The sequence below is a fragment of the Diplocloster agilis genome (assembly GCF_019042275.1).
In the GTDB taxonomy this organism is placed as follows: Bacteria; Bacillota; Clostridia; order Lachnospirales; family Lachnospiraceae; genus Diplocloster; species Diplocloster agilis.
This window is the reverse complement of sequence record NZ_JAHQCW010000015.1, coordinates 44,999-71,185: the sequence shown is the minus strand read 5'-3', so window position 1 is coordinate 71,185 and position 26,187 is coordinate 44,999. Positions and strand designations below refer to the sequence as shown.

At 49.9% G+C, this 26,187-nt stretch carries 23 protein-coding genes; 20 read left to right on the top strand and 3 right to left on the bottom strand.

What is annotated here, in order from left to right; genetic code table 11:
* Positions 1-7 precede the first annotated feature (7 nt).
* The 19 genes from gcvT (at position 8) to KTH89_RS24910 (ending at position 23,821) form a co-directional block, all read left to right on the top strand.
* The gene (gene gcvT, locus KTH89_RS10595; protein WP_238721622.1) at positions 8-1,099 is read left to right on the top strand and encodes a glycine cleavage system aminomethyltransferase GcvT; all 1,092 of its coding nucleotides are present in this window, start codon (positions 8-10) and stop codon (positions 1,097-1,099) included.
* Positions 1,100-1,140: 41 nt separating this feature from the next.
* The gene (gcvH, locus tag KTH89_RS10590) at positions 1,141-1,518 is read left to right on the top strand and encodes a glycine cleavage system protein GcvH (RefSeq protein WP_238721620.1); all 378 of its coding nucleotides are present in this window, start codon (positions 1,141-1,143) and stop codon (positions 1,516-1,518) included.
* A 46-nt stretch (positions 1,519-1,564) separates the two neighbouring features.
* A complete protein-coding gene (gene gcvPA / locus KTH89_RS10585; RefSeq protein ID WP_238721619.1) occupies positions 1,565-2,884 on the top strand; it encodes an aminomethyl-transferring glycine dehydrogenase subunit GcvPA in 1,320 nt (439 codons plus the stop codon).
* Entirely contained in the window at positions 2,881-4,311 is a 1,431-nt protein-coding gene (gcvPB, locus tag KTH89_RS10580) for an aminomethyl-transferring glycine dehydrogenase subunit GcvPB (protein WP_238721618.1), read from the top strand. The genes gcvPA and gcvPB overlap by 4 nt, the downstream gene beginning before the upstream one ends.
* The gene (locus KTH89_RS10575) at positions 4,301-5,299 is read left to right on the top strand and encodes a lipoate--protein ligase (RefSeq protein WP_238721616.1); all 999 of its coding nucleotides are present in this window, start codon (positions 4,301-4,303) and stop codon (positions 5,297-5,299) included. Before gcvPB ends, KTH89_RS10575 begins: the two co-directional genes overlap by 11 nt.
* Before the next feature lie 169 nt (positions 5,300-5,468).
* A complete protein-coding gene (lpdA, locus tag KTH89_RS10570) occupies positions 5,469-6,839 on the top strand; it encodes a dihydrolipoyl dehydrogenase (protein ID WP_238721615.1) in 1,371 nt (456 codons plus the stop codon).
* A 523-nt stretch (positions 6,840-7,362) separates the two neighbouring features.
* Positions 7,363-7,710 (top strand): hypothetical protein, encoded by a 348-nt coding sequence (locus tag KTH89_RS10565; protein WP_158342671.1) that lies wholly within the window; start codon positions 7,363-7,365, stop codon positions 7,708-7,710.
* A gap of 343 nt (positions 7,711-8,053) precedes the next feature.
* Complete coding sequence (locus KTH89_RS10560) at positions 8,054-8,722, top strand: response regulator transcription factor (RefSeq protein WP_158342829.1); 669 nt, start codon at positions 8,054-8,056, stop codon at positions 8,720-8,722.
* Between the two features lie 52 nt (positions 8,723-8,774).
* A complete protein-coding gene (locus KTH89_RS10555; protein WP_238721613.1) occupies positions 8,775-10,160 on the top strand; it encodes a HAMP domain-containing sensor histidine kinase in 1,386 nt (461 codons plus the stop codon).
* Between the two features lie 33 nt (positions 10,161-10,193).
* On the top strand, positions 10,194-10,967 hold the full coding sequence (locus tag KTH89_RS10550) for an alpha/beta fold hydrolase (RefSeq protein ID WP_238721611.1): 774 nt from the start codon (positions 10,194-10,196) through the stop codon (positions 10,965-10,967).
* Positions 10,968-11,054: 87 nt separating this feature from the next.
* Positions 11,055-11,759 carry a PepSY domain-containing protein gene (locus KTH89_RS10545; protein WP_238721610.1) on the top strand — a complete coding sequence of 235 codons (705 nt, stop codon included), beginning with the start codon at positions 11,055-11,057 and terminating at the stop codon, positions 11,757-11,759.
* Positions 11,756-12,001: a PepSY domain-containing protein gene (locus tag KTH89_RS10540; protein ID WP_238721608.1), complete on the top strand. Its 246-nt coding sequence runs from the start codon at positions 11,756-11,758 to the stop codon at positions 11,999-12,001. The genes KTH89_RS10545 and KTH89_RS10540 overlap by 4 nt, the downstream gene beginning before the upstream one ends.
* Before the next feature lie 77 nt (positions 12,002-12,078).
* The gene (locus KTH89_RS10535) at positions 12,079-12,621 is read left to right on the top strand and encodes an iron chaperone (RefSeq protein WP_330656672.1); all 543 of its coding nucleotides are present in this window, start codon (positions 12,079-12,081) and stop codon (positions 12,619-12,621) included.
* A gap of 214 nt (positions 12,622-12,835) precedes the next feature.
* A complete protein-coding gene (locus tag KTH89_RS10530) occupies positions 12,836-13,849 on the top strand; it encodes a LacI family DNA-binding transcriptional regulator (RefSeq protein ID WP_238721607.1) in 1,014 nt (337 codons plus the stop codon).
* A 315-nt stretch (positions 13,850-14,164) separates the two neighbouring features.
* On the top strand, positions 14,165-15,826 hold the full coding sequence (locus KTH89_RS10525) for an ABC transporter substrate-binding protein (protein ID WP_238721605.1): 1,662 nt from the start codon (positions 14,165-14,167) through the stop codon (positions 15,824-15,826).
* A gap of 86 nt (positions 15,827-15,912) precedes the next feature.
* Positions 15,913-16,788, top strand: coding sequence for a carbohydrate ABC transporter permease (locus tag KTH89_RS10520; RefSeq protein WP_238721603.1), 876 nt, complete (start codon positions 15,913-15,915; stop codon positions 16,786-16,788).
* Between the two features lies 1 nt (position 16,789).
* Positions 16,790-17,626: a carbohydrate ABC transporter permease gene (locus KTH89_RS10515; RefSeq protein ID WP_238721602.1), complete on the top strand. Its 837-nt coding sequence runs from the start codon at positions 16,790-16,792 to the stop codon at positions 17,624-17,626.
* 49 nt (positions 17,627-17,675) lie between these two features.
* On the top strand, positions 17,676-20,342 hold the full coding sequence (locus KTH89_RS10510) for an alpha-L-rhamnosidase (protein WP_238721600.1): 2,667 nt from the start codon (positions 17,676-17,678) through the stop codon (positions 20,340-20,342).
* Positions 20,339-23,821 (top strand): hypothetical protein, encoded by a 3,483-nt coding sequence (locus KTH89_RS24910; RefSeq protein ID WP_275061778.1) that lies wholly within the window; start codon positions 20,339-20,341, stop codon positions 23,819-23,821. The genes KTH89_RS10510 and KTH89_RS24910 overlap by 4 nt, the downstream gene beginning before the upstream one ends.
* A gap of 100 nt (positions 23,822-23,921) precedes the next feature.
* Here KTH89_RS24910 and KTH89_RS10500 read toward each other — a convergent pair whose 3' ends face one another.
* From KTH89_RS10500 to KTH89_RS10490, 3 genes are all read right to left on the bottom strand, one after another.
* A complete protein-coding gene (locus KTH89_RS10500) occupies positions 23,922-24,488 on the bottom strand; it encodes a flavin reductase family protein (protein ID WP_238721599.1) in 567 nt (188 codons plus the stop codon).
* A 119-nt stretch (positions 24,489-24,607) separates the two neighbouring features.
* A complete protein-coding gene (locus KTH89_RS10495; RefSeq protein ID WP_158342660.1) occupies positions 24,608-24,901 on the bottom strand; it encodes a BMC domain-containing protein in 294 nt (97 codons plus the stop codon).
* Between the two features lie 21 nt (positions 24,902-24,922).
* Positions 24,923-25,228, bottom strand: a complete 306-nt coding sequence (locus KTH89_RS10490) for a BMC domain-containing protein (protein ID WP_158342659.1) — start codon at positions 25,226-25,228, stop codon at positions 24,923-24,925.
* Positions 25,229-25,468: 240 nt separating this feature from the next.
* Between KTH89_RS10490 and KTH89_RS10485 the strand changes: the two genes are divergently transcribed.
* A complete protein-coding gene (locus KTH89_RS10485) occupies positions 25,469-26,116 on the top strand; it encodes a TetR/AcrR family transcriptional regulator (RefSeq protein WP_238721597.1) in 648 nt (215 codons plus the stop codon).
* The last annotated feature ends 71 nt before the right edge of the window (positions 26,117-26,187 follow it).

The following is a 26,187-nucleotide window of genomic DNA, read 5'->3' as shown; positions in this document are numbered from 1 at the left end:
TGAGTACATGGAAAAAAAGACACCATTGTACGACAAGCACGTGGAAAATCACGGGAAAATAGTACCGTTTGCAGGTTACCTGCTTCCGGTGCAATACGAGCAGGGGGTGATCGCGGAGCATATGGCAGTGCGTAAGGCGTGCGGCCTGTTTGACGTATCCCATATGGGCGAGGTGCTCTTAACGGGGCGGGATGCGCTGGCGAATTTGAACATGCTGCTGACCAATGACTTTACGAATATGTATGACGGCCAGGCGAGATACAGTCCGATGTGCAATGAAAGCGGAGGGGTGATTGACGATCTGATTGTCTATAAGATCAGGGAAAACCATTATTTTATCGTGGTAAATGCCTCCAACCGGGAGAAAGATTTCGCCTGGATGAAAGAGCACCAGTTTGCGGACGCATACTTTGAGGATCTGTCCGATCAGGTGGCTCAGATCGCTCTGCAGGGCCCGAAAGCCCATGAAATCCTGGCGAAGCTTGTGCCGGAAGAGGAACTTCCGAAGAAATATTACAGCGCGGTCATGGAAGGTAAAGTGAAGGACATATCCTATATTATATCGAAAACCGGTTACACCGGCGAGGATGGTTATGAACTGTATATGGGCACCGGGGATGCCGGACGGATGTGGGATCTTCTGCTTGAGGCCGGGCGGGAAGACGGACTTATTCCATGCGGACTGGGAGCCAGGGATACGCTTCGCCTGGAAGCCGCGATGCCGCTGTACGGACATGAGATGAACGATGAGATTACACCGTTGGAGACCGGGCTTGGATTTGCGGTGAAGATGAATAAGGAAGACTTTATCGGGAAAAAAGCGCTGGTGGACAGGGGAGAACCGTCGAGAAGGCGGGTTGGCCTGAAAGTAACCGGCAGAGGGATCATAAGAGAGCAGGAAAAAGTGTTTGCGGATGGAAAAGAGATTGGTATTACCACTTCCGGAACACACTGCCCGTATCTGGGTTATCCGGCGGCCATGGCGCTGCTGCTGGTGGAATACGCAGGCGTCGGCACAAAGGTGGAAGTGGAAGTCAGGAACCGGATGATCGGGGCGGAAGTAATCCCTATCCCGTTTTATAAAAGGGAAAAGAAATAGCAGAAGAATCATAAAATGATAAATAATAGGAGGATACAAACATGAATATTCCAAAGGAGTTAAAGTATGCAAAATCCCATGAGTGGCTGTTTTTTGAGGATGAGACCACCGCAAGGATCGGACTTACGGACTATGCGCAGAAGGAATTAGGAGATCTGGTCTTTGTAAACCTGCCGGAAGAAGGGGATGAAGTAACCGCCGGGGAAAGCTTTGCCGATGTGGAGTCTGTCAAGGCGGTTTCCGACGTATACTCACCAGTCAGCGGAACCGTGGCTGCCATTCATGAAGAACTGCTGGACAGCCCGGAATCCATTAATGAGCAGCCCTATGACGCCTGGCTGGTCAGGGTGGAAAATATCACCGATCAGGAGGACCTGATGGACGCGGCCGAATATGAGGCCTATCTGGAGGAACTGTAGGCGCGCGGCGGATGGCGGAACCTATTATAATGAAGGAGGAGCGTTCATGGGGCGTTATGTAACGAATACAAGAGAAGAACAGCAGGAAATGCTGCGCGCGATCGGATACGAGAGCTTCGATGACCTGTACCGGGACGTACCCGAGCAGATGCAGATCCACGGGGAGCTGAAGATCCCCTGTGGGGTGTCGGAGCTTGAAGTCCAACGCAGGATGGAAGCGATGGCCGCGAAAAATAAAGTATTTCCCCACATATTCCGTGGGGCGGGAGCTTATCACCATTATATACCTGCGATCGTGGACAGTGTCACGGGCAAGGAGGATTTTGTCACGGCTTATACGCCCTATCAGGCGGAGATCAGCCAGGGAAATTTGCAGTCCATCTTCGAGTACCAGACGATGATCTGTGAGCTGACCGGTATGGATGCCTCCAATGCCTCCGTCTATGACGGAGCTACCGCGGCGGCAGAAGGGGTTTTGATGTGCCTGGACCGGAAACGGACCGGAATCTTGGTGTCCGCAGCCGTAAACCCGCAGGTGCTTAAGACGATACGCACATACTGCTACGGAAGAAATGTGGCGGTTCAGGTGATACCGGAAAAAGAGGGGGCGACCGATACCCAGGCGTTAAGAGAAATGCTGGATGAGCAGACAGCCTGCGTCTATATACAGCAGCCCAACTATTACGGCATCCTGGAGGATGTGGAAGAAATCGGCAGGCTGGCGCACGAGCGTAAGGCCAAATATGTAGTCGGCTGCAACCCGATCTCCCTGGCTGTTTTAAAAACACCGAGGGAATACCAGGCGGATGTGGCGGTAGGCGAGGGGCAGCCCCTTGGAATGCCGATGGGATTTGGCGGCCCGTACCTGGGATTTATGGCGGCCAAACAGGATATGCTTCGAAGACTTCCCGGCCGGATCGTGGGCCAGACTGTGGATTCCCAGGGAAAAAGAGGATTCGTGCTGACTCTTCAGGCAAGGGAACAGCATATCCGCCGGGAGAAGGCCGGCAGCAATATTTGTTCCAACGAAGCCCTGTGCGCGATGAAAGCTTCCGTATATATGGCGGCCATGGGGCCAGAAGGAATGAGGCGGGCAGCTATAAACAGCGCGTCTATGGCTCATTATCTGGCGGAAAAACTACAGGAAGCTGGATGCGTGGTCAAGTACAGCCGTCCGTTCTTTCATGAATTTGTAACCGAATGTCCGGTGGATACCGGGATGCTTCTGACGCGGTTAGAGGAGGAAGGGATTCTGGGAGGCCTGCCCTTAAGCGGCAGGGAACTTCTGTGGTGCGCTACGGAATTGAATACCAAAGAAGAGATCGACCACCTGGCAGGTATCGTAAAGGAGGTGTGCGGCAGATGAAACTGATCTTTGAACGCAGTGTAAAAGGCAGAGGCTGCTCGGTGCTTCCGGAATGCGAAGTGCCGGTCTGGGACTTCGGGGAATATGGAAGAAAAAAGGAGCTGCGGCTTCCCGAGGTTTCCGAAAATGACATCAGCCGGCATTATACCGAGCTGGCTAAGCGGACGCATGGAGTCAATGACGGCTTTTATCCTCTGGGCTCCTGCACGATGAAATATAACCCGAAAATCAATGAGAGGACGGCAGCTAACGACGGATTCACCGGAGTCCATCCGCTTCAGCCGGAGCATACCGTCCAGGGTTGCCTGGAGGTGTTAAAGACTGCGGAACAGGTGTTCTGCGAGATCACGGGCATGGACCGGATGACGTTTCAGCCGGCGGCGGGCGCCCACGGGGAATTCACCGGTCTGCTGCTGATTAAGGCTTACCATGACAGCAGGAACGATGGGAAGCGGACGAAGATCATTGTTCCCGATTCGGCTCACGGGACGAATCCGGCAAGCGCCGTGATGGCCGGTTATACCGTGGTCAATATCCCCTCCGATCCCGATGGCTGTGTGGATCTGCAAAAGCTTCGGGAGGCGGTGGGAGAGGATACCGCGGGCCTGATGCTGACGAACCCCAATACGGTGGGACTGTTTGATAAAAATATTCTGGAAATCACCCGGATCGTCCACGATGCGGGCGGACTGGTCTACTATGACGGGGCCAACCTAAACGCCATCATGGGCGTGACGCGCCCGGGAGACATGGGCTTTGACGTGATCCACCTGAATCTGCATAAGACGTTCTCGACTCCGCACGGTGGGGGAGGCCCGGGCAGCGGGCCGGTGGGCTGTAAGGATTTCCTGGCCCGGTTTTTGCCGTCGGTGCAGGTGGAGGGAGACGGCCCCTATACCTTCGTTAGACAGCCGGATTCCATCGGCATGGTAAAGGCCTTCTATGGGAATTTCCTGGTAGTCGTGAAGGCTTTGACCTACGCGCTGATGCTTGGGAAAGATGGACTGTGGGAAGCCAGCCGGAATGCGGTTCTGAACGCCAACTATCTGATGGAGAAACTGGCGGACAAATATAAGATGCCCTATCGCCGGACCTGCATGCATGAGTTTGTCATGAGCCTGGAACAGGAGCATGAGCAGATCGATGTGTCGGCTATGGACATAGCGAAAGCATTGCTGGACTATGGAATCCATCCGCCGACCATGTACTTTCCGCTGATCGTTGCGGAAGCTCTGATGGTGGAACCTACGGAGACTGAATCAAAGGAGAATCTGGATGAGATCATCCGGGCGTTCGAAGAGATATATGAGCAGGCCAGAACGAATCCGGAAGCGGTAAAAACGGCGCCTCATGTGACGCCTGTGGGCCGGCTGGACGAAGTGCAGGCAGCCAGAAAACCTCATCTGAAATACAGCTATGATGAATAAACGGACCATACTGGTACATAGCGGGACAAATCCTTACCGGAATCTGGCGCTTGAAAATTATCTGATGGATGTGGTGGAGGAACACGAGTGTATCCTGTATCTCTGGCAGAACCGGAGGACTGTAGTCATCGGAAGAAACCAGAACGCATGGAAAGAGTGCCGTACCAAGAGCCTATCCGGGGACGGCGGATTTTTGGCCAGACGCTTATCCGGCGGCGGCGCGGTTTTTCATGATCTGGGAAACCTGAACTTTACCTTTATAGCCAGGCGGCCGTATTATGAGGTGGACCGGGAGCTGGCTGTGATCCTGGAAGCCGTGCGCATGTGCGGTATCCGGGCGGAAAAGTCCGGCAGAAACGATCTGGAAGCGGAGGGCAGAAAATTTTCCGGCAATGCTTTTTATCAGACGGCCGACGTGGGTTGCCATCACGGCACGCTGCTGATCCGGGTGGATCAGCAGCTGCTGTCCAGATATCTGAATGTATCGCCGCAGAAGCTGAAGGCGAAAAGCGTGGATTCCGTACGCTCGAGAGTGGTGAATCTGACCGATCTGAACCCTCAGATTACGGTGGCGGGAATGAAAGAAAAATTGGAACTGGCTTTCGCTAAAGTGTATGAAGGGCCCGTCCGGCCCATGAATCCTTCCCGTATCCGCATGGAAAAACTGGAAGCGCTGGAGAAAAAATTCGCATCCTGGGAATGGAATTATGGGCAAAGACTTCCTTTCCAGCACGAGGCGGCCAAGCGCTTCTCCTGGGGAGAGGTACAGCTGCATCTGCACATAAACGAAGGGAGAGTGTGTCACGCCCGGATATATTCGGATGCCCTGGATACGGAGTATATACCGAAGCTGGCCGAAGGGTTGGAGGGGGCGTTATATGAACTGGAGTCCCTGAAGTCTGCGGCACAAAAGGTTCCCGCTATGGATTCCGTACAGGAGACGATGAGACATGATATAACCGGGATGCTGCCGGAGCTGTTTGCATAACGGCGGAAAGTCGGTGGAATAACGGCGGAAAAAACAGTGGTATAACAGCGGAAAATTGGTGGCATAGCAGGGATTGAAAATACTGGTAAATGAATGGCTAAGTCCCGTAATAGCTGTTAGAATATGACTGAAAAGATGGATGCGCGGATAATTAGGCAGGGAGGAAAAAATGGCTGAACAATATGATTTAATCGTGATTGGCGCTGGCCCGGCGGGCTATCCCGCGGCGCTTAAAGCTGCCGGTATGGGAAAAAAGGTCGCGGTGGTGGATTCCGGCAATGTGGGAGGTACCTGTCTGAACCGGGGGTGCATACCGACTAAGACGATACTGCATACGGCGTTACTCTATCAGGAGCTCAAACAGGGAGAGCGGATCGGGTTTGCAGGCGCCGGTCCGGCGATCCACTATGGGAAATTAAGGGAGCGGAAAGAAGAGGTCGTCCGGACTTTGCAGGATGGGATACTGAAATTATTTCAAAAGAATAAGATCACCCTCTATCAGGGAAGCGCATCGGTCACGCCGCAGAAAACGGTAAAAATCACAGGCATGGGAGAAACGGACCGGGAGCTGGCCGGAGGCAATATTTTAATCGCCACAGGTTCCCGTCCGGCCAGCCCGCCCATTCCCGGGGCTGATCTGGAGGGAGTCCTGAACAGCGATGAGCTTCTGGAATTAAAAGGAGAGCTCTTTGCGAGTCTTGTGATTATCGGCGGAGGCGTGATCGGTATGGAATTTGCCACCGCATATCAGGCAATGGGATGTCAGGTGACGGTACTGGAGAGCATGGAGAGAATCCTTCCGGGAATGGACCGGGAAATTTCCCAAAACCTGAAGATGATTATGAAAAAGCGGGGCGCGGAAATTCATACGGGCGCTATGGTAAAAGAAATCGTGAAAACGCCGGAGGGTCTTACGTGTACCTACGTGGAAAAGGGAAATGAGGAGGAGGCGCGCGCGGACGCCGTACTCATCGCTACGGGACGCCGGGCGAATACGGAAGGGCTGTTTACGGATGAAATGACGCCGGAGATGGACCGGGGCTGTATCCTGGTGAACCGGCATTTTGAAACCAGCATACCGGGGATCTATGCGGCCGGTGACGTAGTGGGAGGTGTACAGCTGGCTCATGCGGCTACGGCCGAGGCGTTGAGCGCGGTGGCGGCCATGTTTGGCGAACCGGAAACCATATGCCTTGGAACAGTGCCGGGGTGCGTATATACAGATCCGGAGATCGCCTGCGCCGGGCTGACCGCAGATGAAGCCAAGGAGCGGGGAATCCAGGTGAAGGTCTGCAAGTATCCCATGTCCGCAAACGGAAAATCCGTGCTTTCGCTGCAGGAGCGCGGGTTTGTGAAAGTGCTGGCGGATCCGGCCAGCGGAAGGATAATGGGGGCGCAGATGATGTGCGCGCGGGCTACAGATATGATCAGCCAGTTTGTGCAGGCGATTGAGCTGGGGCTGACCCTTGAGAATCTGGGAAATTTGATCTATCCGCATCCGACCTTTTCCGAAGCCATCGGGGAGGCGGTGCGGGAATAGAGTGTGCGGTTGTGCTGTAGGGGGGCCGGGAGGAGAGGGAAGGTACGCGGCCACCCAAAGCCGGATGTCCAATCTCCCGGGACCGAATCGCTTCGGCCGGACCTAAGAACAGGTAACTCCGATATCGGGAGAACCTCTTATTGGCAGGGTCTGGAACAAACTCGCAAAAGCGGCTCGGACAGTGTTCCAGGCCCAGCGAGGTTCTCCCGGTATCTGCGTAACCTGTTCTAAGGCCCGGTCTCAAGCGATTCGGTCCTGGGAGATTGGACGTCCGGCTTTGGGTGGCCGCGTACCTTCCCTCTCCTCCCTGGTTTATAGCAGGCCGGGTTGCGGGTGCTGTTTATCCTAACCTTCTATTTATTTTGTTTCATTTTGTCAATGGATACCTATGATATGTTGTGGTAATATCTATAGGTTTGTGGTATCATCAAAGCAATTTTAAATTGTGCCTGTGAGTAAAGAAGGGCAGGAAATTTATTTTTTGCGATAGAGAGCGACAAATCGTAATTTGCGGAGGTATTTTATGTTTAATGAAATATGCATATATGAGGCGAAATTAACTAAGTTAGATGAAATTGAAGAATTGATGAAAGAAGTCGCTGAATTTTATCTAAAGCAAGATGGTGTTATTGATGTACACTATATTAAACGAACTCATAGACAAAAAGATTTTAACGCAGTCAAAGAAGGGGAACTGCCTATTCGTCTTACAAGAAATGTAGGTAAAGTAACTTATGTCTTATATTGGGTATTGGAAAATGAAGAAGCCCATGCGAGAGTATCTAAACTTGGGGTAGAGAAATTCTACAAACGTTGGAATAGATGTTTAACGACAATGCCTAAAATAATCTTAGGGGAGAATATCGTCTAAATTACAAATTTCCGTTTGCAAAGGTGTTGAATTGAAAGTGATAAATTTTCCGTGATTATAGGAAAAGCAAGTGCTTTATATGAGCGTATAGCCCTACGAGAATAGCAGAGACAGCCGTCTATGCCAGCGGCTATAAAATCAATAAAAAAGAGGTATTGTAACTGCCTGCTGTTTTTTTGCCAGGGCAGTTTTTTATTTAATTTTTTAGTATATTTTAATGTTTCTTTCATGTTTTTGTTATATGGTATAATGAAAGAAACATGTAGCGTCTCTGGGATTCCTGGGGACAGATGGATACGATATGAAGGATATATACGGAGTGGAAGTGGAGGAGAGCGGCTTTATGCGTTTGCTGGTGGCGGAGGATGAAAGACATCTGAATGACGTGATTACAAAGATTCTGATTAAAAACCATTATACGGTGGATTCCTGTTGTGACGGGGAGGAAGCTCTGGATTGTCTGCGGGGGGCGGAATATGACGCCTGTATTCTGGATATTATGATGCCGAAGGTCAGCGGGCTGGAGGTTTTGAAAAAGCTGCGGGCTTCCGGCAGCAGGATTCCGGTTCTTATGCTGACCGCGCTGGACAGCGTGGAGGATCGGGTGAACGGGCTGGATGCGGGGGCGGATGATTATCTGGTGAAACCCTTTGCGTTTGACGAGCTGCTGGCCAGGATCAGGGTTATGCTGCGAAGGGAAGGGGGACGTACGGATCACTGTTACCGGGTGGCGAATCTTACGGTGGATTGTGACGCCCGCACGGTATTTCGGGATCAGCAGGAGATTCCTTTGTCCTCCAAGGAATTTTCTATTCTGGAGTATCTGGTTCATAATCAGGGTATCGTTTTGAGCAGGGACAGAATCGAACAGCATATCTGGAATTATGATTATGATGGGGGCTCCAATGTGGTGGATGTCTATATCCGGTATCTGCGGAAAAAAATCGACGATGACTTTGAGCCAAAGCTGATTCATACGGTGCGCGGAGCAGGGTATGTGCTGAAAGTGTGATGCGGAGTAACGGCGCGGATGCGGGGGCTTGCGCCGGGGAAGAAGATAGGCTATGAAAAAGATATCGATAAAGTTTAAAATAACGATCTGGTATACGATCTTTATGACGCTTCTGGTGATCCTGGTGCTGTGGTTTTTGTTTTTGATCAGCGGCAACAGGGTTCTTTCCGATGCAAAACAGCGCTTGAAGGACGCTGTCACAGAGAGCTTCCGGGAGATCGATTATGAGGAGGGCAGGTTGGAGTTCGATCATGATCTGCTGGATTATCTGGGACAGGGGATCTATCTTTCCGTCTATGATTCTGAAGGAAGATTCCTGTATGGGCGGACTCCGTCCCAGTTCCAGGGGGATTCTGTGCTGGTTATGGATGAACTCAGGCAGGCGGATTCCAGCCAGGCTCACTGGTATTATTATGATTACTGTAATCAGATAGAAGGATATGGCAATGTGTGGATTCGCGGGATTACCTCTCAGGAACAGACGGACAGCGCTTTGAGCACGGTGGTCCGGCTGGCGCTGGTACTGCTTCCGTTCTTGGTGCTGTGTATCGCGGCGGGAGGGTATCTGATTATCCGGCGGGCCCTGGCGCCGCTGTCCGATATCACCGGTACGGCGCAGCAGATCAGCAGCGGCAAGGATCTGTCACAGAGGATCTGTCTGGGGGATGGCGGCGATGAGGTCCATCGGCTGGCGCATACGTTTGACCGTATGATGGACCGGCTGCAGGAATCATTTGAAAATGAGAAACAGTTTACCTCGGATGTATCCCATGAACTGCGCACTCCGGTTTCTGTCATACTTACGCAGAGCGAATACGCCCTTGGCGAGCAGGAGGAACCGGAGGAGATGCGGGAGAGTCTGCAGATCATACGTAATCAGGCAAAGAAAATGTCCGCGCTGATTTCGCAGCTTTTGACTCTGGCAAGGGCGGACAGCGGAAGGCAGAAGGTGCATAAGGAGGTTTTGAATCTCAGCGAGCTGGCGCAGCTGACGGCGGAAGAGCTGAGCGCTTCGGCGGCAGCCAGGAATATCACAGTCAGGACCCGGATTCAGCCCGGAATTAAGATGGCGGCCGACCAGACGATGATGATGCGCCTGTGGATGAATCTGATCTCTAACAGTATCACATACGGGAAAGATCACGGTCAGATTCTGGTCACCTTGTCGGAAAAAGATGGACAGATCCGGGGATCTGTCGAAGATGACGGGATCGGGATTCCGCAGGATCAGCTGGATAAGATTTGGAACCGGTTCTACCAGGTCGATACCTCCCGAAGCGCCGAAGAGGGGAAGGGGGCCGGGCTGGGGCTGCCCATGGTAAAATGGATCGTCCGCTCCCACGGCGGTGAAATCTCGGTGAAAAGTGTATTGCATGAGGGAAGTTCCTTTACCTTCGTTTTTCCGGTGGATACGGAAACAGATAATTCTATTTCTTAGCAGGCATAGAAGAAAAATAAGGAGCGTTGCAACATGAATGAATATTATGTCAAAAAAGCAGAAGCGTATATGAGATATGAGGATTTTCCCGGTGAAAAAACGCCCATCCTTTTTATACATGGATTAGGGTGTGCAGGATCTTTTGATTATCCCCAAGTTGCTGTACAAAAGGAATTGAGCGGACACCGGATCATTCTTGTTGATTTGCTAGGCGCGGGATATAGTGATAAACCAACGCTTTTCAATTACAGTGTGACTGCACATGCGGAATATCTGAGAGATTTTATTGATGACTTAGGGTTAACAGCCCTTATTCTTTTTGGTCACAGTCTGGGCGGCCCGGTAGCGATAGAACTGGCCGGCATGTGTGGTAATAAGGTAAAGCATCTGGTTTTGAGCGAAGCAAATTTGGACCCCAGTGAGGAAGGGGCAGTCAGCTATAGGATAGCTCAGTTTTCCGAAACGTATTTTATAGAAAAAGGATTTCAAGAACTGATTCATGAGTACAGAGAAGGTGGGAATAGGATGTGGGCTGCTGTTCTGTCAAATTGGTTACCGGCTGCGGCTTACGGCCTTTCAAAAAGCGGAGCCCGGGGAGGAAAGAATTCATGGAGAACGATGTTATATGAGCTGCCGATGAAAAAAGGTTTTATTTTCGGGGAATGGTCTCTGCCCGATAAGGATCATGAGATACTAAACAAACAGGGAATTCATATCGAAACCGTAATAAACGCGGGCCATTCGATGGCATGGGAGAATCCGACCGGATTAGCCGCAGCAATTATGCGGTGTCTGGAATTCTGTTAGTTTTTTAATGTTCTTTTAATATAGGATACTTATACTTATATCAATAAGAAAGATACTAGTACATGTAAGGAAAGGAGCAAATGAAATATGAAAAAGAGAGCAGTTTATACATGGTTTCCGATACTCGGTTTATCTGCGCTCCTGCTGGCCGGTTGCGGTTCCAGGGAGGAGGTTCCGCCCATTACCCAGCAGATCGCCGCATCCGAAGAAACGGCACAGCCGGAGAAAAGGGCTGCGTCTGTGGATGTTGCCCAGAATGAAATGGACAATAGCGCTCAGCCGGCCAAAGGAGAAGGCGTGGCGATCCAGTCACAGGAGGGACAGTCCCCGGACGGTGTGCTAAGCTCAGGATTTATTGGAGAGGAAAAGGCAAAGCAGATAGCCCTTGCCAACGCAGGAGTAAGCGATGCGGATGTCTCCTATATGAAGGTTAAACTGGACACCGATGACGGAAAGACCGAATATGAGGTCGAGTTCTATTCCGGGAATAAAGAATATGATTATGATATTGATGCCGTATCAGGGACTATTCTAAGTATCGACTATGATATTGAAAACAAGGATTTCGCCGGAGCCGATATGCCGGACGGTTTGATCAGCGAAGAGGAGGCCGCGAAGATTGCACTTAGTGACGCGGGTATGAAGGAAAGCGGGCTTTCCTATCTGAAAACCGAACTGGATGCAGAGGATGGGGGATACCGCTATGAGGTGGAATTCTATGTGGAAAACCAAAAGTATGAATATGATATCGATGCCGCCGATGGGAAAATCATAAGTAAAAATCCGAATTGAAAAATAAGAAGGCCGGCGCCGGGGCCTCCGCTTCGCAGATCAGCGAAAGTGAAGCAAGGCAGATCGCGCTTCAGAAAGTACCGGGGGCATCCGATTCGGATGTACGGATGAAACTGGATGAGGAAGACGGCAGGCCCGTCTATGAAGGTAAAATTATATATAAGGACATGGAATATGAATTTGAAATCGATACTACAGACGGAACGGTGCTGAAATGGAAGGAAGAATCTGTATTTGACTGATCCGGTAAGCTGTTCCCGGCCATATAAAACGCGGTTCAATCCAGATTTGGTTTCATCCAAATCTGGGGAAGAGGCGTGTGATATATGGCCGGGATCTTTTATTCCATAGGAAAGTGCGCCTATGGAATTTTGAATTATTCATAGAGCGAATAATGTCCAAACTTATCCATATAATAATTCCTGTAGATAGTAGGGATTCATTAAATAAAGGCAATTTAGAGAGAGCAGAGGATAATCATATGAGCGGAATTCATATTTTTGAAGGGTATTTGGAGAAGATAGAGGATTTAACGCAGCAGGCAAGAGTAGCGGAGGTTTTAAAATGGGTGATGGATAAATTTCCGGAATTGAAGCCGAAAGTTGCCTGGAACCAGCCTATGTTTACCGAGCACGGAACCTTTATTATCGGTTTTAGCGCGTCGAAACAGCATATGGCAGTCTCGCCGGAAAGGGCCGGGATTGAACATTTTTCGGAGGAGATATTAAAAGCAGGATATGAGCACAGCCAGCAGCTGATGCGTATTCCATGGAACAAGCCGGTGGATTTTTCTTTGTTGAAAAGAATGATAGTTTATAATAGGCTGGACAAAGCGGAATGTTCCACATTTTGGCGTAAGTAGAAATGCGCTTATTTTTTACGGAATGATACAGAACCTTTTTCTATATCGGTATGTGCTGCACAATAAGATTACCCGGGTAAATTATGATGCAGAAATATATTGACAAATTATACTATAAATGCTAAGATTGAACATATAAAAAAGACTAAATAAACAAAAGAAAGTAAAATTTTTTTTGATATAAAATTTACCCGGGTAAAAAGGAGATGAAGGGATGAAAGCGACCAGATCGGATGTGGCTAAGCTGGCGGGCGTATCGACCGCGACCGTATCAAACGTACTGAATCAGTCAGGTAAAGTGAAAGAAGAAACGGTACATAGAGTGATGGAAGCTGTGAAGGCGCTGGATTACCGGCCCGATATGATAGCCAGAAGCATGTCAACCAACCGTACCATGCAGGTGGGAATCGTACTGGAGGACATTTCAAATCCTTTTTTCGGAGAGATCGCCAGAGGGTTCGAAAGCGCGGCCAATGAAAAAAATTATTTTGTAAATATCTGTACCGGTTTCAATAAACTGGATGACTATTTCGATAATTTTATTACGCGAAGGCTGGACGGTGTTTTTGTTACGGCGCTTCCCTATAAATTCAAAGTAAATAAGCTGTATGATCTGGTTGACCGTGGGATTAAGATCGTGACCAGCGGCAATGTGGAAGTGGATTACCGCAGAATCGCTTCGATTGAAAACGATTATATCGCCGCTATGAAGGAGGCGATGGAATACCTGTATGGAATGGGACATCGGGATATTGCTTATCTGAGCGGTCTGGGTAGGAATCTGCCTTACGATCTTAGATGTATTAGTTATAAGAATATGGTAAATAAGCTGGAGCTGCCGTGTCGGGATTCCCTGCTGGTCGATGGGAAATATCCCTACGCCACCAGCATGACGGAAGGCTACGATGCGGCAAACCGGCTGATGAACCTGGGATATAAATTTACGGCGGTTATCTGCGGGAATGACCTGATGGCGTTAGGCGCCATGAAAGCGTTCCGGGAGAAGGGGCTTCGGATCCCCGAAGACGTATCGGTGATGGGGATCGACGGTATTTCCTTCGGAAAGTACTGGGAACCGTCGCTGACCACTATGGCTGTGGACCAGAACCGGTTTGGGCGCAAAGCATTTGAACTGCTGTATGCGGATATGATGGAAGATACCATCAGCTATTATCGGAATACCCTGGATTTGACCATACGGAAATCAACTGCGCAATGCTGCAGATGATATATTAGAAAAAGGAGGAGGCAGGTTATCAGAAAAACAGATGCGACGGTAAAGGAAAAGATAATCGCAAAAGCAAAGGAAAAGGTAAGGGAGGTGACGTTGCGGATGGACAAAAAATAGCTGTTTCCCAATACGGCCTCGGTGGAACGATAATCCGTGGAAAACAGCACAAACATTATAGCATACGAAAATGGATAAAGCAAGAAAGCAGAAGGATTCTGTAAACGATTCCCGGAAGGAATTTTATAAACTCATTAAAACGTTTTTATAGAAAAGAAAACGCAAAACGTGGATTCATAGTAAAGGAGAGCAAGCATGAAAAGGAGAAATCGAGCAATTTCCCTGTTATTGGCAACGGCAATGACTTTATCAATGGTATTGAGCGGATGCGGTAATTCTGCTTCGGACGGCGGACAGAACGCAGGCGGCGCTAAGTCAGCGCAGCCGGACACCGCAGCATCCGCAGCGGCTCCGGCCCCCGCGGACGGAACCGAAGCGGCCTGGGATACAGGCAAAGAAGATACGATTATATTATCAGTCATAAACAACTTCTATACGGCAGGTGAAAAGAAGCTGGCGGAAGAATATATGAAGCTTCACCCGGAAACCAAGGTGGTTGTGGATGTGATTTCAGATAACGACGCTTATCTGACAAAGATGGTAACCTCTCTAAGCGATGACAAAAAGGAGAACGCCCCGGATATCGTACACGGTAATTTTGTCGGCATGGCTTTGACGAATAACAGTATGGATCTAGCCGTGGACAAGGGGTATCTGTATGATATGACCGAAATGCTGGACGAAGAAAATCCCTATAACGGGAATGCCAAGGTGGCAGACGTGTTTGAAACGGATGACCTTACCCGGGTACTGAGCAACAGCGGCGGCAAATACCGGCCTTATCTTCCGTTCGACAAAATCGGATTTGCTTTCTTCTATAACAAAAACATCTTCGAAGAACATAACATCCAGGTACCGGAGACTTACGAAGAAGTGGTGGAAGTATGCCAGAAATTAAAAGACGCCGGATACGATGTGCCGCTGTCCGCCGGTTATGAGAGCTTCCGGCTGGGGAACACGCTGGCCGACGCTATCTACCGCGCAAAAGAGGAGGAATTTTTGATTCAGCCGGAAGACGCGCTCTGGGATGAAACGACGATGGCCTCCAATAAGGATTTCAAATTCGACGAAGCCCAGCCGAACTGCGACCAGTTCTGTGTGTTAAGCCCGGAGCGGATGCTGAAATACGGAATTGAAAACGGGGTGGACACGCCGGAAAATAAGGCAATGTGGACCGAGTTCCAGAAGCTGGGCCAGTATTTCCCGAAAAACTGGATCGCAGCGGAGAGCACCCAGTGTATCGCTGACTTTGAATCCCAGATTTCCCCGATGTTATACCAGGCCAGTTTTAACGCGGGACTGATCTTAAGCGATATCAACCAGCTGTCCGGGGATATGGCGTTTGAGTGGGCGACGTTCCAGATTAATTCCTTTGAGAATCCGCCGGAAGGATTCCAGAAAGATCTGAGAAGCTACTGGGATTTTGGAAATATCATGAGTATCATCCACAAAGAGGACAGTGACCATATGGCCAGAGTGAAGGATTTCTACAAATTCTGGTATTCGCCCCAGGGAGCGCAGCTCTGCTATGAGGAGACGCTGACCAACGGCAATTATGTGCAGGGTCCCTGCGTCATCAAAGGGGTAACCTTAAGTGAAGAGCTGGAAGGAATTCTGGCAGGGTTTGAGCCGGTAGCTCCCTCAAAAGAGTGGAATTCGATTACCGGGCTGGAGCGGTCCAATCAGGCGGACATACCCAAATTCAATGATGCTGTTATCCGCTATACCAATAAGGAGATAGACGTGGACGGCCTGTTAAAGGAGTTGAATCCGATCTATTCGAATTATAACCAGGATGCGAAGACCGCGGGCGGCTATGATCTTGACCCGGCCACAGATGATACGCCAAAAGAATAACTACATAAAGAATCACCACGTAAAGAATCAGGGGTGCCGGCTCAGGGCCGCTGCACCCCTGATCTGAAAAGACGAGGAGGATGGTTGTGAAAAAATCGATTCATGCAAAATTACTGCCTTATCTGTTTCTGACGCCTACCTTGATTCTGATGGCCGTGTTCTCTTATTATGCCATCGGAAATGCGGTATACACGTCATTCACGGACTCTGCCTTCGGAGTGTCTTCCCGGATGGTGGGATTTACGAATTATATCGCGGCATTCAAAGATGAAATGTTTCTGACTTCCTTTAAAAACCAGGCGATTATAACGGTGACGGCCGTATTTAACAGTGTGTTTTTTCCGCTTTTAGCATCGGAGATCCTGTTTTTTATCAAGCATAAGAAAGTGGCTTCCTTTTTCAAGACCGCTTTTGTCATCCCCATGCTGATCCCGCAGATCGTGACGATCCTGATCTGGAAATATCTGTACAATCCGAATTTTGGCTTTAATTCTATTTTACGGGCCCTCGGAATGGGGGGACTGACACATAACTGGCTGAACGAAAAATCTACGGCTTTGATCTGTATCATTCTGATCGGGTTTCCATTTATCTCCAGTATGTATTTCCTGATTATGCATACGGGACTGAACGCGATCGGGGATGAATTATATGAGGCGGCGATCGTGGACGGAGCCACTTCGATGGAAGTCGTGCGTTATATACATTTACCCAATATCAAGTCCTATATCAAAGTAGTGGTGACCCTGTCCCTGATCGGCAGCCTGTCCGGATTCGGACTGATTGCCGCCACTACCGGCGGAGGGCCCGGCTATTCGACCATGATACCGGCGCTGCAGATGTATAAGATCGCCTTTGGAGATGGAAAGTTTGGATACGCATCGGCGCTGGGGGTGGTTTTATTTATCGTAATCATCCTTTTGACCCTGGCGTCCAGAAAACTGTTGGGAGAGGAGGAATAATATGCGCAGTCACAGAAAAATAGGCGTTGGATATCTTTTAAGCAGGCTGCTGCTGCTGATCCTTCTGGCCGCTACTTTTTTTCCGGTTCTCATGATGATCAATATGTCGCTGAAGCCGAATGTTATGATTGTAAATGATTTCCTCGGATTACCGGAAAAGATATACTGGATCAATTTTCAGAAGGCTTTTCATTTTGTGATTCGGCCGATCTTCAATTCCATGTTTGTGTGCCTGATTTCCCTGATCCTGATTCTGATCGTGGTGGCGCTGTCGGGTTATACGTTTGGACGCATGGAATTCAAAGGGAGAAAGTTTCTCTATACCCTGGTGCTGGCTGTGATGATGATCCCCTATACGCTTTTGATTATCCCAAGCTATAACATTGTAAATGGGATGCACCTGCTAAATACTTTTTGGGCGTTAATTATCCCCTATGTGTCCGGGCAGCAGATCTTTGGAATTATCCTGGCGGAAGCGTTTTACCGGAGCCTGCCCAATGATATGTTCGAGGCGGCCAGAATCGACGGCGCCGGCGAGATCTACGCCTTTGCAAAAATCGCCGTCCCGCTTTCGAAGCCGATCCTGATTACCGTGGGGATCACGGCGGTAGTGGCCATGTACAACGATTACATCTGGCCCACGGTTGCCATTACCGGCGGAGATGAGATGAAGACATTCTGCCAGATCGTGTTTAATAACGCGGCGGGTAAAGGAGCGACGGACATGGGCCTGATCGCGGCCGCGTTTCTGATCGGAACGGTACCGCTGCTGGTGGCTACTTCCAGCTGCCTGAAATATTATGTACAGGGAATGATGGTGGGAGCGGTCAAGGGATAAGCAGAATATTAAAACCCGCATGAGGACAGAAAGGAGATAAGAAAGACACATGGAGAATGCGAACAGCAGGCTTATGATGACCTGCGAATACTTGGAAACACCTGTGGGGATCATGAATCCGAGGCCCAGATTTTCCTGGAGGGTACAAGGGGAGCTTCAGAATACCAGTCAGACATCCTACCGGATTCTGGTTTCCCTCCTATCCGGGACAAAGAAGGAGGAAGTCTGGGACAGCAAAGAACAAATTTCCGGGCGCTCTACTGCGATAGAATATAACGGGCAGCCATTGAGGAGCCGCGGCCAATACATATGGGAAGTAACCGTGGGGCTAAAACAGGAGGACGGAACCGGATACCGGATGACCGGTACCGGACGGTTCGAGATGGGGCAGCTCACAAAAGAGGACTGGAAGGGAATCTGGATTGGGGAACCGGCGCCGGTAAACGGCAGGGCGCCTATGTTCCGAAGCCGTTTTAAGGTCGGGGAGCCGTTTGAGCAGGGCAGACTTTATATCAGCGGGCTGGGATACTTTGAGGCGTTTATCAATGGAACAAAAATTACAGACAGCGTGCTGGACCCCGGCTGGACGGATTACCGGAAGACGGTGCTCTACCGAACCGTGGATATCACGGAACTGCTGGTGCCCGGAGAAAATGTACTGGCGGTGGTATTAGGAGAGGGGTGGCTTGGAAACGCCCACGAGGGATTTCAAGATCTGATCGGCCGCATGCCGGAATGGCTGGATACGCCGAAGCTGCTGTGCGATCTGTGGATCGACGGGCGGTGTGTATTAGCGTCCAATGAACAGGATTTCCGGGTCAGCGACGGGCCGGTCCGACAGAACAATATCTATAACGGAGAATTTTATGACGCCAGGCTCAGGAAAAAAGGATGGAAAGAGGCCGGTTATGAGGAAACGCCGGGAGAATGGAGCTTTGCCGTTCTGGTTCCGCCTCCGGGAGGACACCTCCGCTGCCAGCTGATGCCTCCCATCCGGGAAACCGGCAGGCTGGAACCGGTGTATATCCGTCTTCTGGACGATCCGGACGTCTACCATATGACCGTCGACTTCGGCGTCAACCTGTCGGGCTGGGCACAGATAAAGGTAAAAGGAAAGCCTGGGCAGCAAGTAGTCCTGCGGTTTGCGGAAACGCTGAACCCGGACGGCACAGTGAACCAGAAGAACCTGCGGGGAGCGAAGGCTGCAGATACCTATGTCATAGGAAGCAGCGAGCCGGAAACCTTCCATCCGCATTTTACCTATCATGGATTCCGATATGTGCAGATCGAGACGGACCGGGATGTCCTGGTGGATTCGGTCCAGGCGGTAAGGGTCTGCTCGGATGTCCGAAGAAACGGTACGTTTTGCTGTTCGGATGATATGGTCAACCGGATCTATGACGCGGTGATCCGAACGGAAGAAAATAATATGCACAGCGTACCCACCGACTGTCCCCAGCGCAATGAAAGGCTGGGCTGGATGAATGATATGACCGTGCGTTTTGAAGAGGGCCTTTATAATTTTGACACCGTCTTATTTTATGAGAAATGGCTTTGGGATATCGCGGATGCCCAGAAGGAAGATGGCTGCATACCCGATACGATACCCTATTATTACGGGGACAGCCCCGCGTCCCATGTATCCAGCGTGTATCTGCTTCTGCCCTGGTATCTCTATCGGTTTTATGGGGATGAGCAGATCCTGCGCAGACATTATTCCGGCATGAAAAGATATCTGGAATTCAAACTAAGCCAGCGCAGGGACAACGGCCTGCTACACGAAAAATATATGGGCGAGTGGGCGCCGCCTATGACGGAGGCGCAACTGGGCTGGGGAGAGAATGCCGTGCCGAAAAATATCTCACCGCAGCTGGTGACCACGTCTTATCTGTATTATGACTGTGAAATCATGCAAAAGGTCTCACAGACCCTCGGCGATCCGGAGTATGAAGCTTATTGCGCCGGACAGGCGGAAGCGGTAAAGGAAGCGGTGAACCGGGCGTTTCTTCACGAGAAAGAAGGATATTATGACCAAAATTCCCAGGGAGCCAATCTGTTTCCGCTGCTGCTTGGGATAACGCCGGACGGCTGCAGAGAAAAGGTGTTACGCCATCTGCTGGACGATTTGATCGTGAAGCGAGACTATCACGTTTCTACGGGGAACCAAATGACCAAGTATCTCTATGACCTGCTGAACCGGGAGAAGCTGGATGAAGTGGCATATCGGTTAACCATACAGAAAACCTATCCCAGTATCGGATTTATGCTGGAGGAAGGGGCCACGACCATATGGGAGCGCTGGGAAAACATGACGGGCGGACATATGAATTCGCACAGCCATCCGATGCTGGGCGCGTTCAGCACCTGGTTCCTGAAAGGACTGGGCGGTATCCGTCCGGGCGAGGAGTCCCGGAAGCGGGAGTACGAATTAGAGCCCGCTCTCATCAGGGAGCTGTCCTTTGCCGAAGCCTCCCATACTTTTATGAATGGAACGTTGGCCTGCCGGTGGGAACGGATGGAAGACCGGGTAGTCATACTGGTGGAAGTGCCATGGAATTCCAGTGTGATATTAAAGATTCCGGAGCCGGGATTTAAGATAGCGAAGATCATAGCGGATAAAAAGGTAACAAAGCCCGGCGGGTCAGGCGTACAAAAGAGCATTAAGCTTAACAGCGGCCGGCACCGGATTGAACTGATCCCGGAGGATGGCAGATGAAAGAGGAACAAAAAAGAGACTCTTCTCCGGCTGTCTGTGAGAAAATCTGCACGTATGAGAATAAGCGGGAAGAATTCCAAAATCCCGGAGTTTCTTACCGGGGGAAACCTTTTTGGGCCTGGAATGGGAAGCTTAAGCGGGAAGAACTGATCCGGCAGATCGACATTCTGGAGGAAATGGGTTTCGGCGGTTTTTTCATGCATTCCAGAGTGGGATTGGAAACGGAGTATCTGGGCGAAGAATGGTTCGCTCTGACGAATGCATGTGCGGATTACGGGGAAGAAAAAGGGATGCAGGCCTGGCTCTATGATGAGGACCGGTGGCCGTCCGGCACAGCCGGCGGTCTGGCCACGATGGACGAAGCTTACCGCGCCTCTTTTCTGAAAATGGAGGCCATCGGATCGGGACAGTTTACACCGGAACTTTGGATGGAGAATACGGTCGCTGTATTTACCTGTATTCGAAACGGCTGTTGTTATCGGAATGCCAGAAGACTGGCGAAGGGAGAACTTCCGGGGGCCGGGGAAACCGTTCTTACGTTTACCGTCACACCGGCGCAGTGCCGGGAGGTCTATAACGGCTATACGTATCTGGATACGATGAATAAGGAGGCGGTCGAGCATTTTATACAACTGACTCATGAAGCCTATGCAGCCCACTGCGGCGGCAGGACCGGGTCCAAGATACGGGGGATCTTTACCGATGAGCCCCATCGCGGGACCGTATTTTCCGAATTTTCCGGGGGCTGTACATACGCTCTGCCTTATACGCCCGCGTTATTTGCCGAATTTCAGAAGCGCTTTGGCTATTCCCTGACCGATTGTCTGCCGGACTTATTCCTGTTAAAAGAAGGGCAGAAACTGGCAAAGGTTAAATGGGATTATATGGAGCTATGCCAGCAGCTTTTTCTGGAGAATTATGCAATTCCTATACATAAATGGTGCGGGGAACATCAGATGCTGTTTACCGGACATGTGCTTCATGAGGACTCTCTGACAGCACAGACTATGATGCAGGGCTCCCTTATGAGATTCTACGAATATATGGATATACCCGGAGTGGATGTGCTTTTTGAGGATAACCGCTGCTGGTGGATCGTAAAGCAGGCGGTATCCGCCGCCAGACAGATGGGAAAGCGTCAGGTGTTGTCTGAACTGTACGGGTGCAGCGGCTGGAATGTAAGCCTGGAAGGGTATAAGGCCATGGGAAACTGGCAGGCTTTTTTCGGGATTAATTTCCGTTGCCCGCATCTGTGCTGGTATACGATGAAAGGCGAGACCAAACGGGATTATCCGGCCAGTATTTTCTACCAGGCATCCTGGTACCGGGAATACCGGGCGGTGGAAGACTATTTTTCACGGATTCATGTGTTCCTGGATCATATGGAGCCGGAATGCAGCCTTCTGGTTATCTATCCCATTGAGAGCGTGTGGGCCAGAATCTACGCGGGGGCATTCGAGGGGATGGCGGCCGCGGACCCTGATATCAACAGGCTGGAGTTAGAGTTCCAGGAGCTATTTTACGGCCTGACCGGCCGAGGCATTGAGTTCGATTACGGAGACGAGGGGCTGCTGGCGGCTCACGGATGTGTGGAGCAAAAGGAGCTGGTTCTTGGCGCGTGCCGGTATCGGAAGATTCTGGTGGCGGGAATGGATACGATCCGGTCCTCCACGGTTGCTTTGCTGGAGGAAGTTCAGCGAAACGGCGGGCAAGTGATCTTCGCCGGGAATGCGCCGGACTATGTGGATGCCGTTCCTAGCGCACGCTGCGCGCAGCTGGCTGCCCATAGCGAACGGGTTCCCTGGGACATGGAGCGGATCGCGGCCGCCTGCGCCGATGGCGGCGAAGTAAAGGTTAGTGCGAAGGATAGGGACTTAGGTGAGATCCTGGTGCGAAGTTTCAGAAGCCCGAGGAGCGCGTGGAGCTGCCGGGGTCAAAGTACGCAGAGTACGTGGAGTTGCCGGGATACCCAAAGTACACGGAGCATGTGGAGTACCCAGTGTACCCAAAGGACGCAGAGCACGTGTAGTTCCCAAAACATCCGGAGTAATTTGCAGGGGAGCCAGAGCATCCAAAGACCATGTGTGAGAGCGGTAATGGTCTTGAATACAAATAAAGAGAAAAACTTTAAAAATGTTAAAATACAGTGGGATGCAGTAGAATGCATGGAAGCGGACTGGTCTGCAAGGGACGGAAAGGATTATAAATCGGACTGTAGGAAAAATGAGGATTGCAAGCAAGATACGGATTGCAAGCAAGATACGGATTGCAAGCAAGATACGGACTGCAAGCAAGATACGGACTGCAAGCAAGATACGGACTGCAAGCAAGATACGGACTGCAAGCCTATAGTTGAATTCTGGGACGCAGCGGATGGACATACAGAGACGGTTGAGGTTCAAAGAGACGGTCAGACCGAAAGTATAGTGACGGATCTCGCGCCAAATGAGATGAAGTTATATCTGATTTCTCAAGGGTCAGAAAACCAGATCGCATCAAAAACAATACATCGGGGAAATTCCGATTCTATACGGATCCAAATGCCTGAGCAGTACGATTACCGATTGTCGGAACAAAATATCTGCGTTTTAGACCGGGTCACAGCACAAGTGCTTGAAAATGGAAACGCCGTATTTCGGACGGGGCCTGAAGATGTATTGCGGGCCGATCAAAAGCTGCGAACATATTTTGGTATTCCGGCGAGGGGACCGGAAATGCTGCAGCCATGGTTCGAAGCCAGGCAGAGGCAAAAGGAGAAACCGCTTGGCAGGGTACGGGTGCAGTATGAATGGGAGATAAGGAAATTACCGGAGAGCCTGGAGGTGGTTTTAGAAGAGCTTTGTCACGTCAAGCAGCTGCGCTTGAATGGAAAACCGGTGGAACAAAGCAGCCGCGGGGAATGGACAGACCCTTGCTTTTCCAGGATTCTGCTGCCCACAAGGGATCTTACGGCAGGACGTAACAGTCTGATGATCGAATATGATTATTATAAAGGCGGCGGATTAGAAGCCGTTTATCTGCTGGGATATTTTGGAGTATATCTGGAGGAAGGATACAAACCGGCGTTGGATCAGCTGCCGGAAAAGATCGGAATCGGTGACCTGACCGGCCAGGGATTTCCTTTTTATTCGGGCGGAGTGTCTTATCTACTGCCGAATCCGATCCCTGCAGGGAACCGGGTAAGAGTCGAAGCTCATAATTGGAAGGGGAGTTGTCTGAAAGCAGTGGGAGAGACTGCGGTTCTGATACCGTGGGCGCCGTACACCGCAGAAACCGATGGCTTATCCGAAGTGGAAGTGATATTAAACCGGAAAAATACATTCGGGCCGCTTCATCAGCGGCAGCGGCATCCCCTCTATTGTGAACCGGCCAGTTTTATGACCGAAGGAAATGACTGGTCGGACCATTATGTACTGGAACCCCAGGGGCTGCTGGAACAGCCGGATATAGCCGTAGAGATGCATAATCAGCAATTATAGCCTAATAGTGCTATAATTATCTATTCATAAAGAGACCATACAGGATGCCGGCATTGAAGCATAACACGGCATCGGGCTGTATGGTCTCTTTTATCATATATCATCTGGCTTTCAATGCCATTCCATCCTTAAATGCGTCACCTGCTTTTTCACCAATTTTCAGATAGGCATTGTTCACCGGATCAAATACAAGTGGTTCAAACTTGGCCGGGTCTATGAGGCCATTTTCATTCAAGATACTTTCATCCGCGCTGACGTTTATAATCTCGCCCACCATCCGGCCGGAAGCTTCGTCATAGCTTACCAGTCTGCATTCCACAGCCATCGGCAGTTCTTCTATCAGCGGAGCATCCACGAACTCAGACTTTACCGCATGGAAACCGGCTTTGTCAAACTTATCCGGTACATGATTACCTGATTCGAGTCCCACGTAATCACAGGCGGTCACGTGAGCTGCGTCCGCCATACTGACCGTAAAAGCCCCCCGGGCGATGATATTCTTCACGGTTTTGTGGCCGGCGCTCAGGCACATGGAGAGCTGCGTGTCACCGCTGATTCCGCCCCAGGCGGCATTCATGGCATCCGGGGTCCCGTCTTCTCCATAAGTGGAAATGATAAATACGACCTGGGGATAGGTGTAAGGTTTCGCTCCAAAATTTTTCCTCATAATCATCTGCCTCCTTAAATGATTCATATTTTGTTTTGTGTATAAAGAATGGCATTACCACTAAGGATAATGCCAAAAAACAACCATATTTGCGCTGCCGTTTAGAAAATGGTATTTTCTTATTTTCTGAATTTCTGTTTCGATTCATTCTCCGCCACCAGCCGTTCCGTTTCTGCGGAAGGATTGGAAATGACGGCCGTATTCAAAACTTCGCAGGGAGGGTTTGTCCGCACGCTGTCTACCGCTGCGGTTACCGCAGCCACTTCACCGCTCATGAATATCAGGGTATGTCCCCCGCAGCGGGTATTCCAGGTCCGGAATTCCACATCGGATGTTTTTAACATCTGATCTACCACCCGGACGGCGCTGGCGTTACCCAGAACTTCTACTAATCCAAATGCTCCGTATTTCATCGCAATACCCTTTCTTATCCTTTATTTGTTAATCGTCATGGCCATGGAAATTTCCGTATCCGCGGCGGGCGCGGCGATAATGGAATGGTGTACGATCTTGGAAATGGGCTCCGCCACCCTTAAAGCGGCTTCCATAGCGGCATTGACATCCGATATACTGCCCCTCATTTTCACGCAGGCGCCCCATTTTAAACGATTTCTCTCTACGCTTTGAATTCTGACATTGGCGGCCTTGGAAGCGGCGTCCAGTGCGACATAACAGGCGCACTGATTGTCCAGCTCAAAGATTCCGATGGCCTGGCCCTCATAATTTGTATGTTCAGCCATGATTTCCTCCTGAAAAATATGTTATATTTTCTTCCGTGTCGTTCAATCTTTATTTACTTATTATAAAGGGATTTCCAATAAAATACAACAGCTTTTTCATAAATAAGTGTTGCTTTTTACATGAATTATGTTGTTTCATGTTTGAACTTTGCGGGAGAGGAACTTTTTAAAGCGCTTGACAAGCAAATCAGAGAATGATAAGATAGATACATTCGAATGTATCTAAACGTGAGGTGGATTATGGCAAGAAATAAATACCCGGAAGTAACAGAAGCCAGAATACTAGATACTGCTACAAAATTATTTCTGGAAAAAGGGTGGGAGCAAACCACGATACAGGACATTGTGGATGAATTGGGCGATATTACCCGGGGGGCCTTTTATCATCACTTTAAGTCGAAGGACGATATCATAGACGCGGTTACGACCCGTATGTTTTTAGGGAACAATCCCTTTGAGGCCGTAGAAGAGAATAATCAATTGAATGGACTCCAAAAGATTCAATATGTTTTAAAATTTTCCTTACAACGCACGGACACACTGCAATTCAGCCAGGTGGCAGCAAGCGTTCTGCAAAGCCCTATCTACATTGGCAAACAGGTTTTGGACAGTATGAACACGATGGCGCCCTATTTTACGCAGTATATGATGGAAGGGATAAACGACGGCTCCATTCATGTGAAGAATCCAAAGCAAACGGCGGAAACTATGATTTTGTTATTAAATATCTGGTTAAGCCCTTTGATTTTCCCGGGCACAAAAGAGGATTATATGGCAAAATTCGAACAATTGAAAATCATGTATGAGAGTATAGGGCTTCCTCTGTTTGACGATGAATTGCAAATTTTAGTTGAAAAACTATATGAAGAAATTGCCGCACTTCAATAGCTGAGAACAAATGTCGGAAAACTGTCGCAATGTAGGCAGTTTTTTAATAAATAGATACATACATATATATG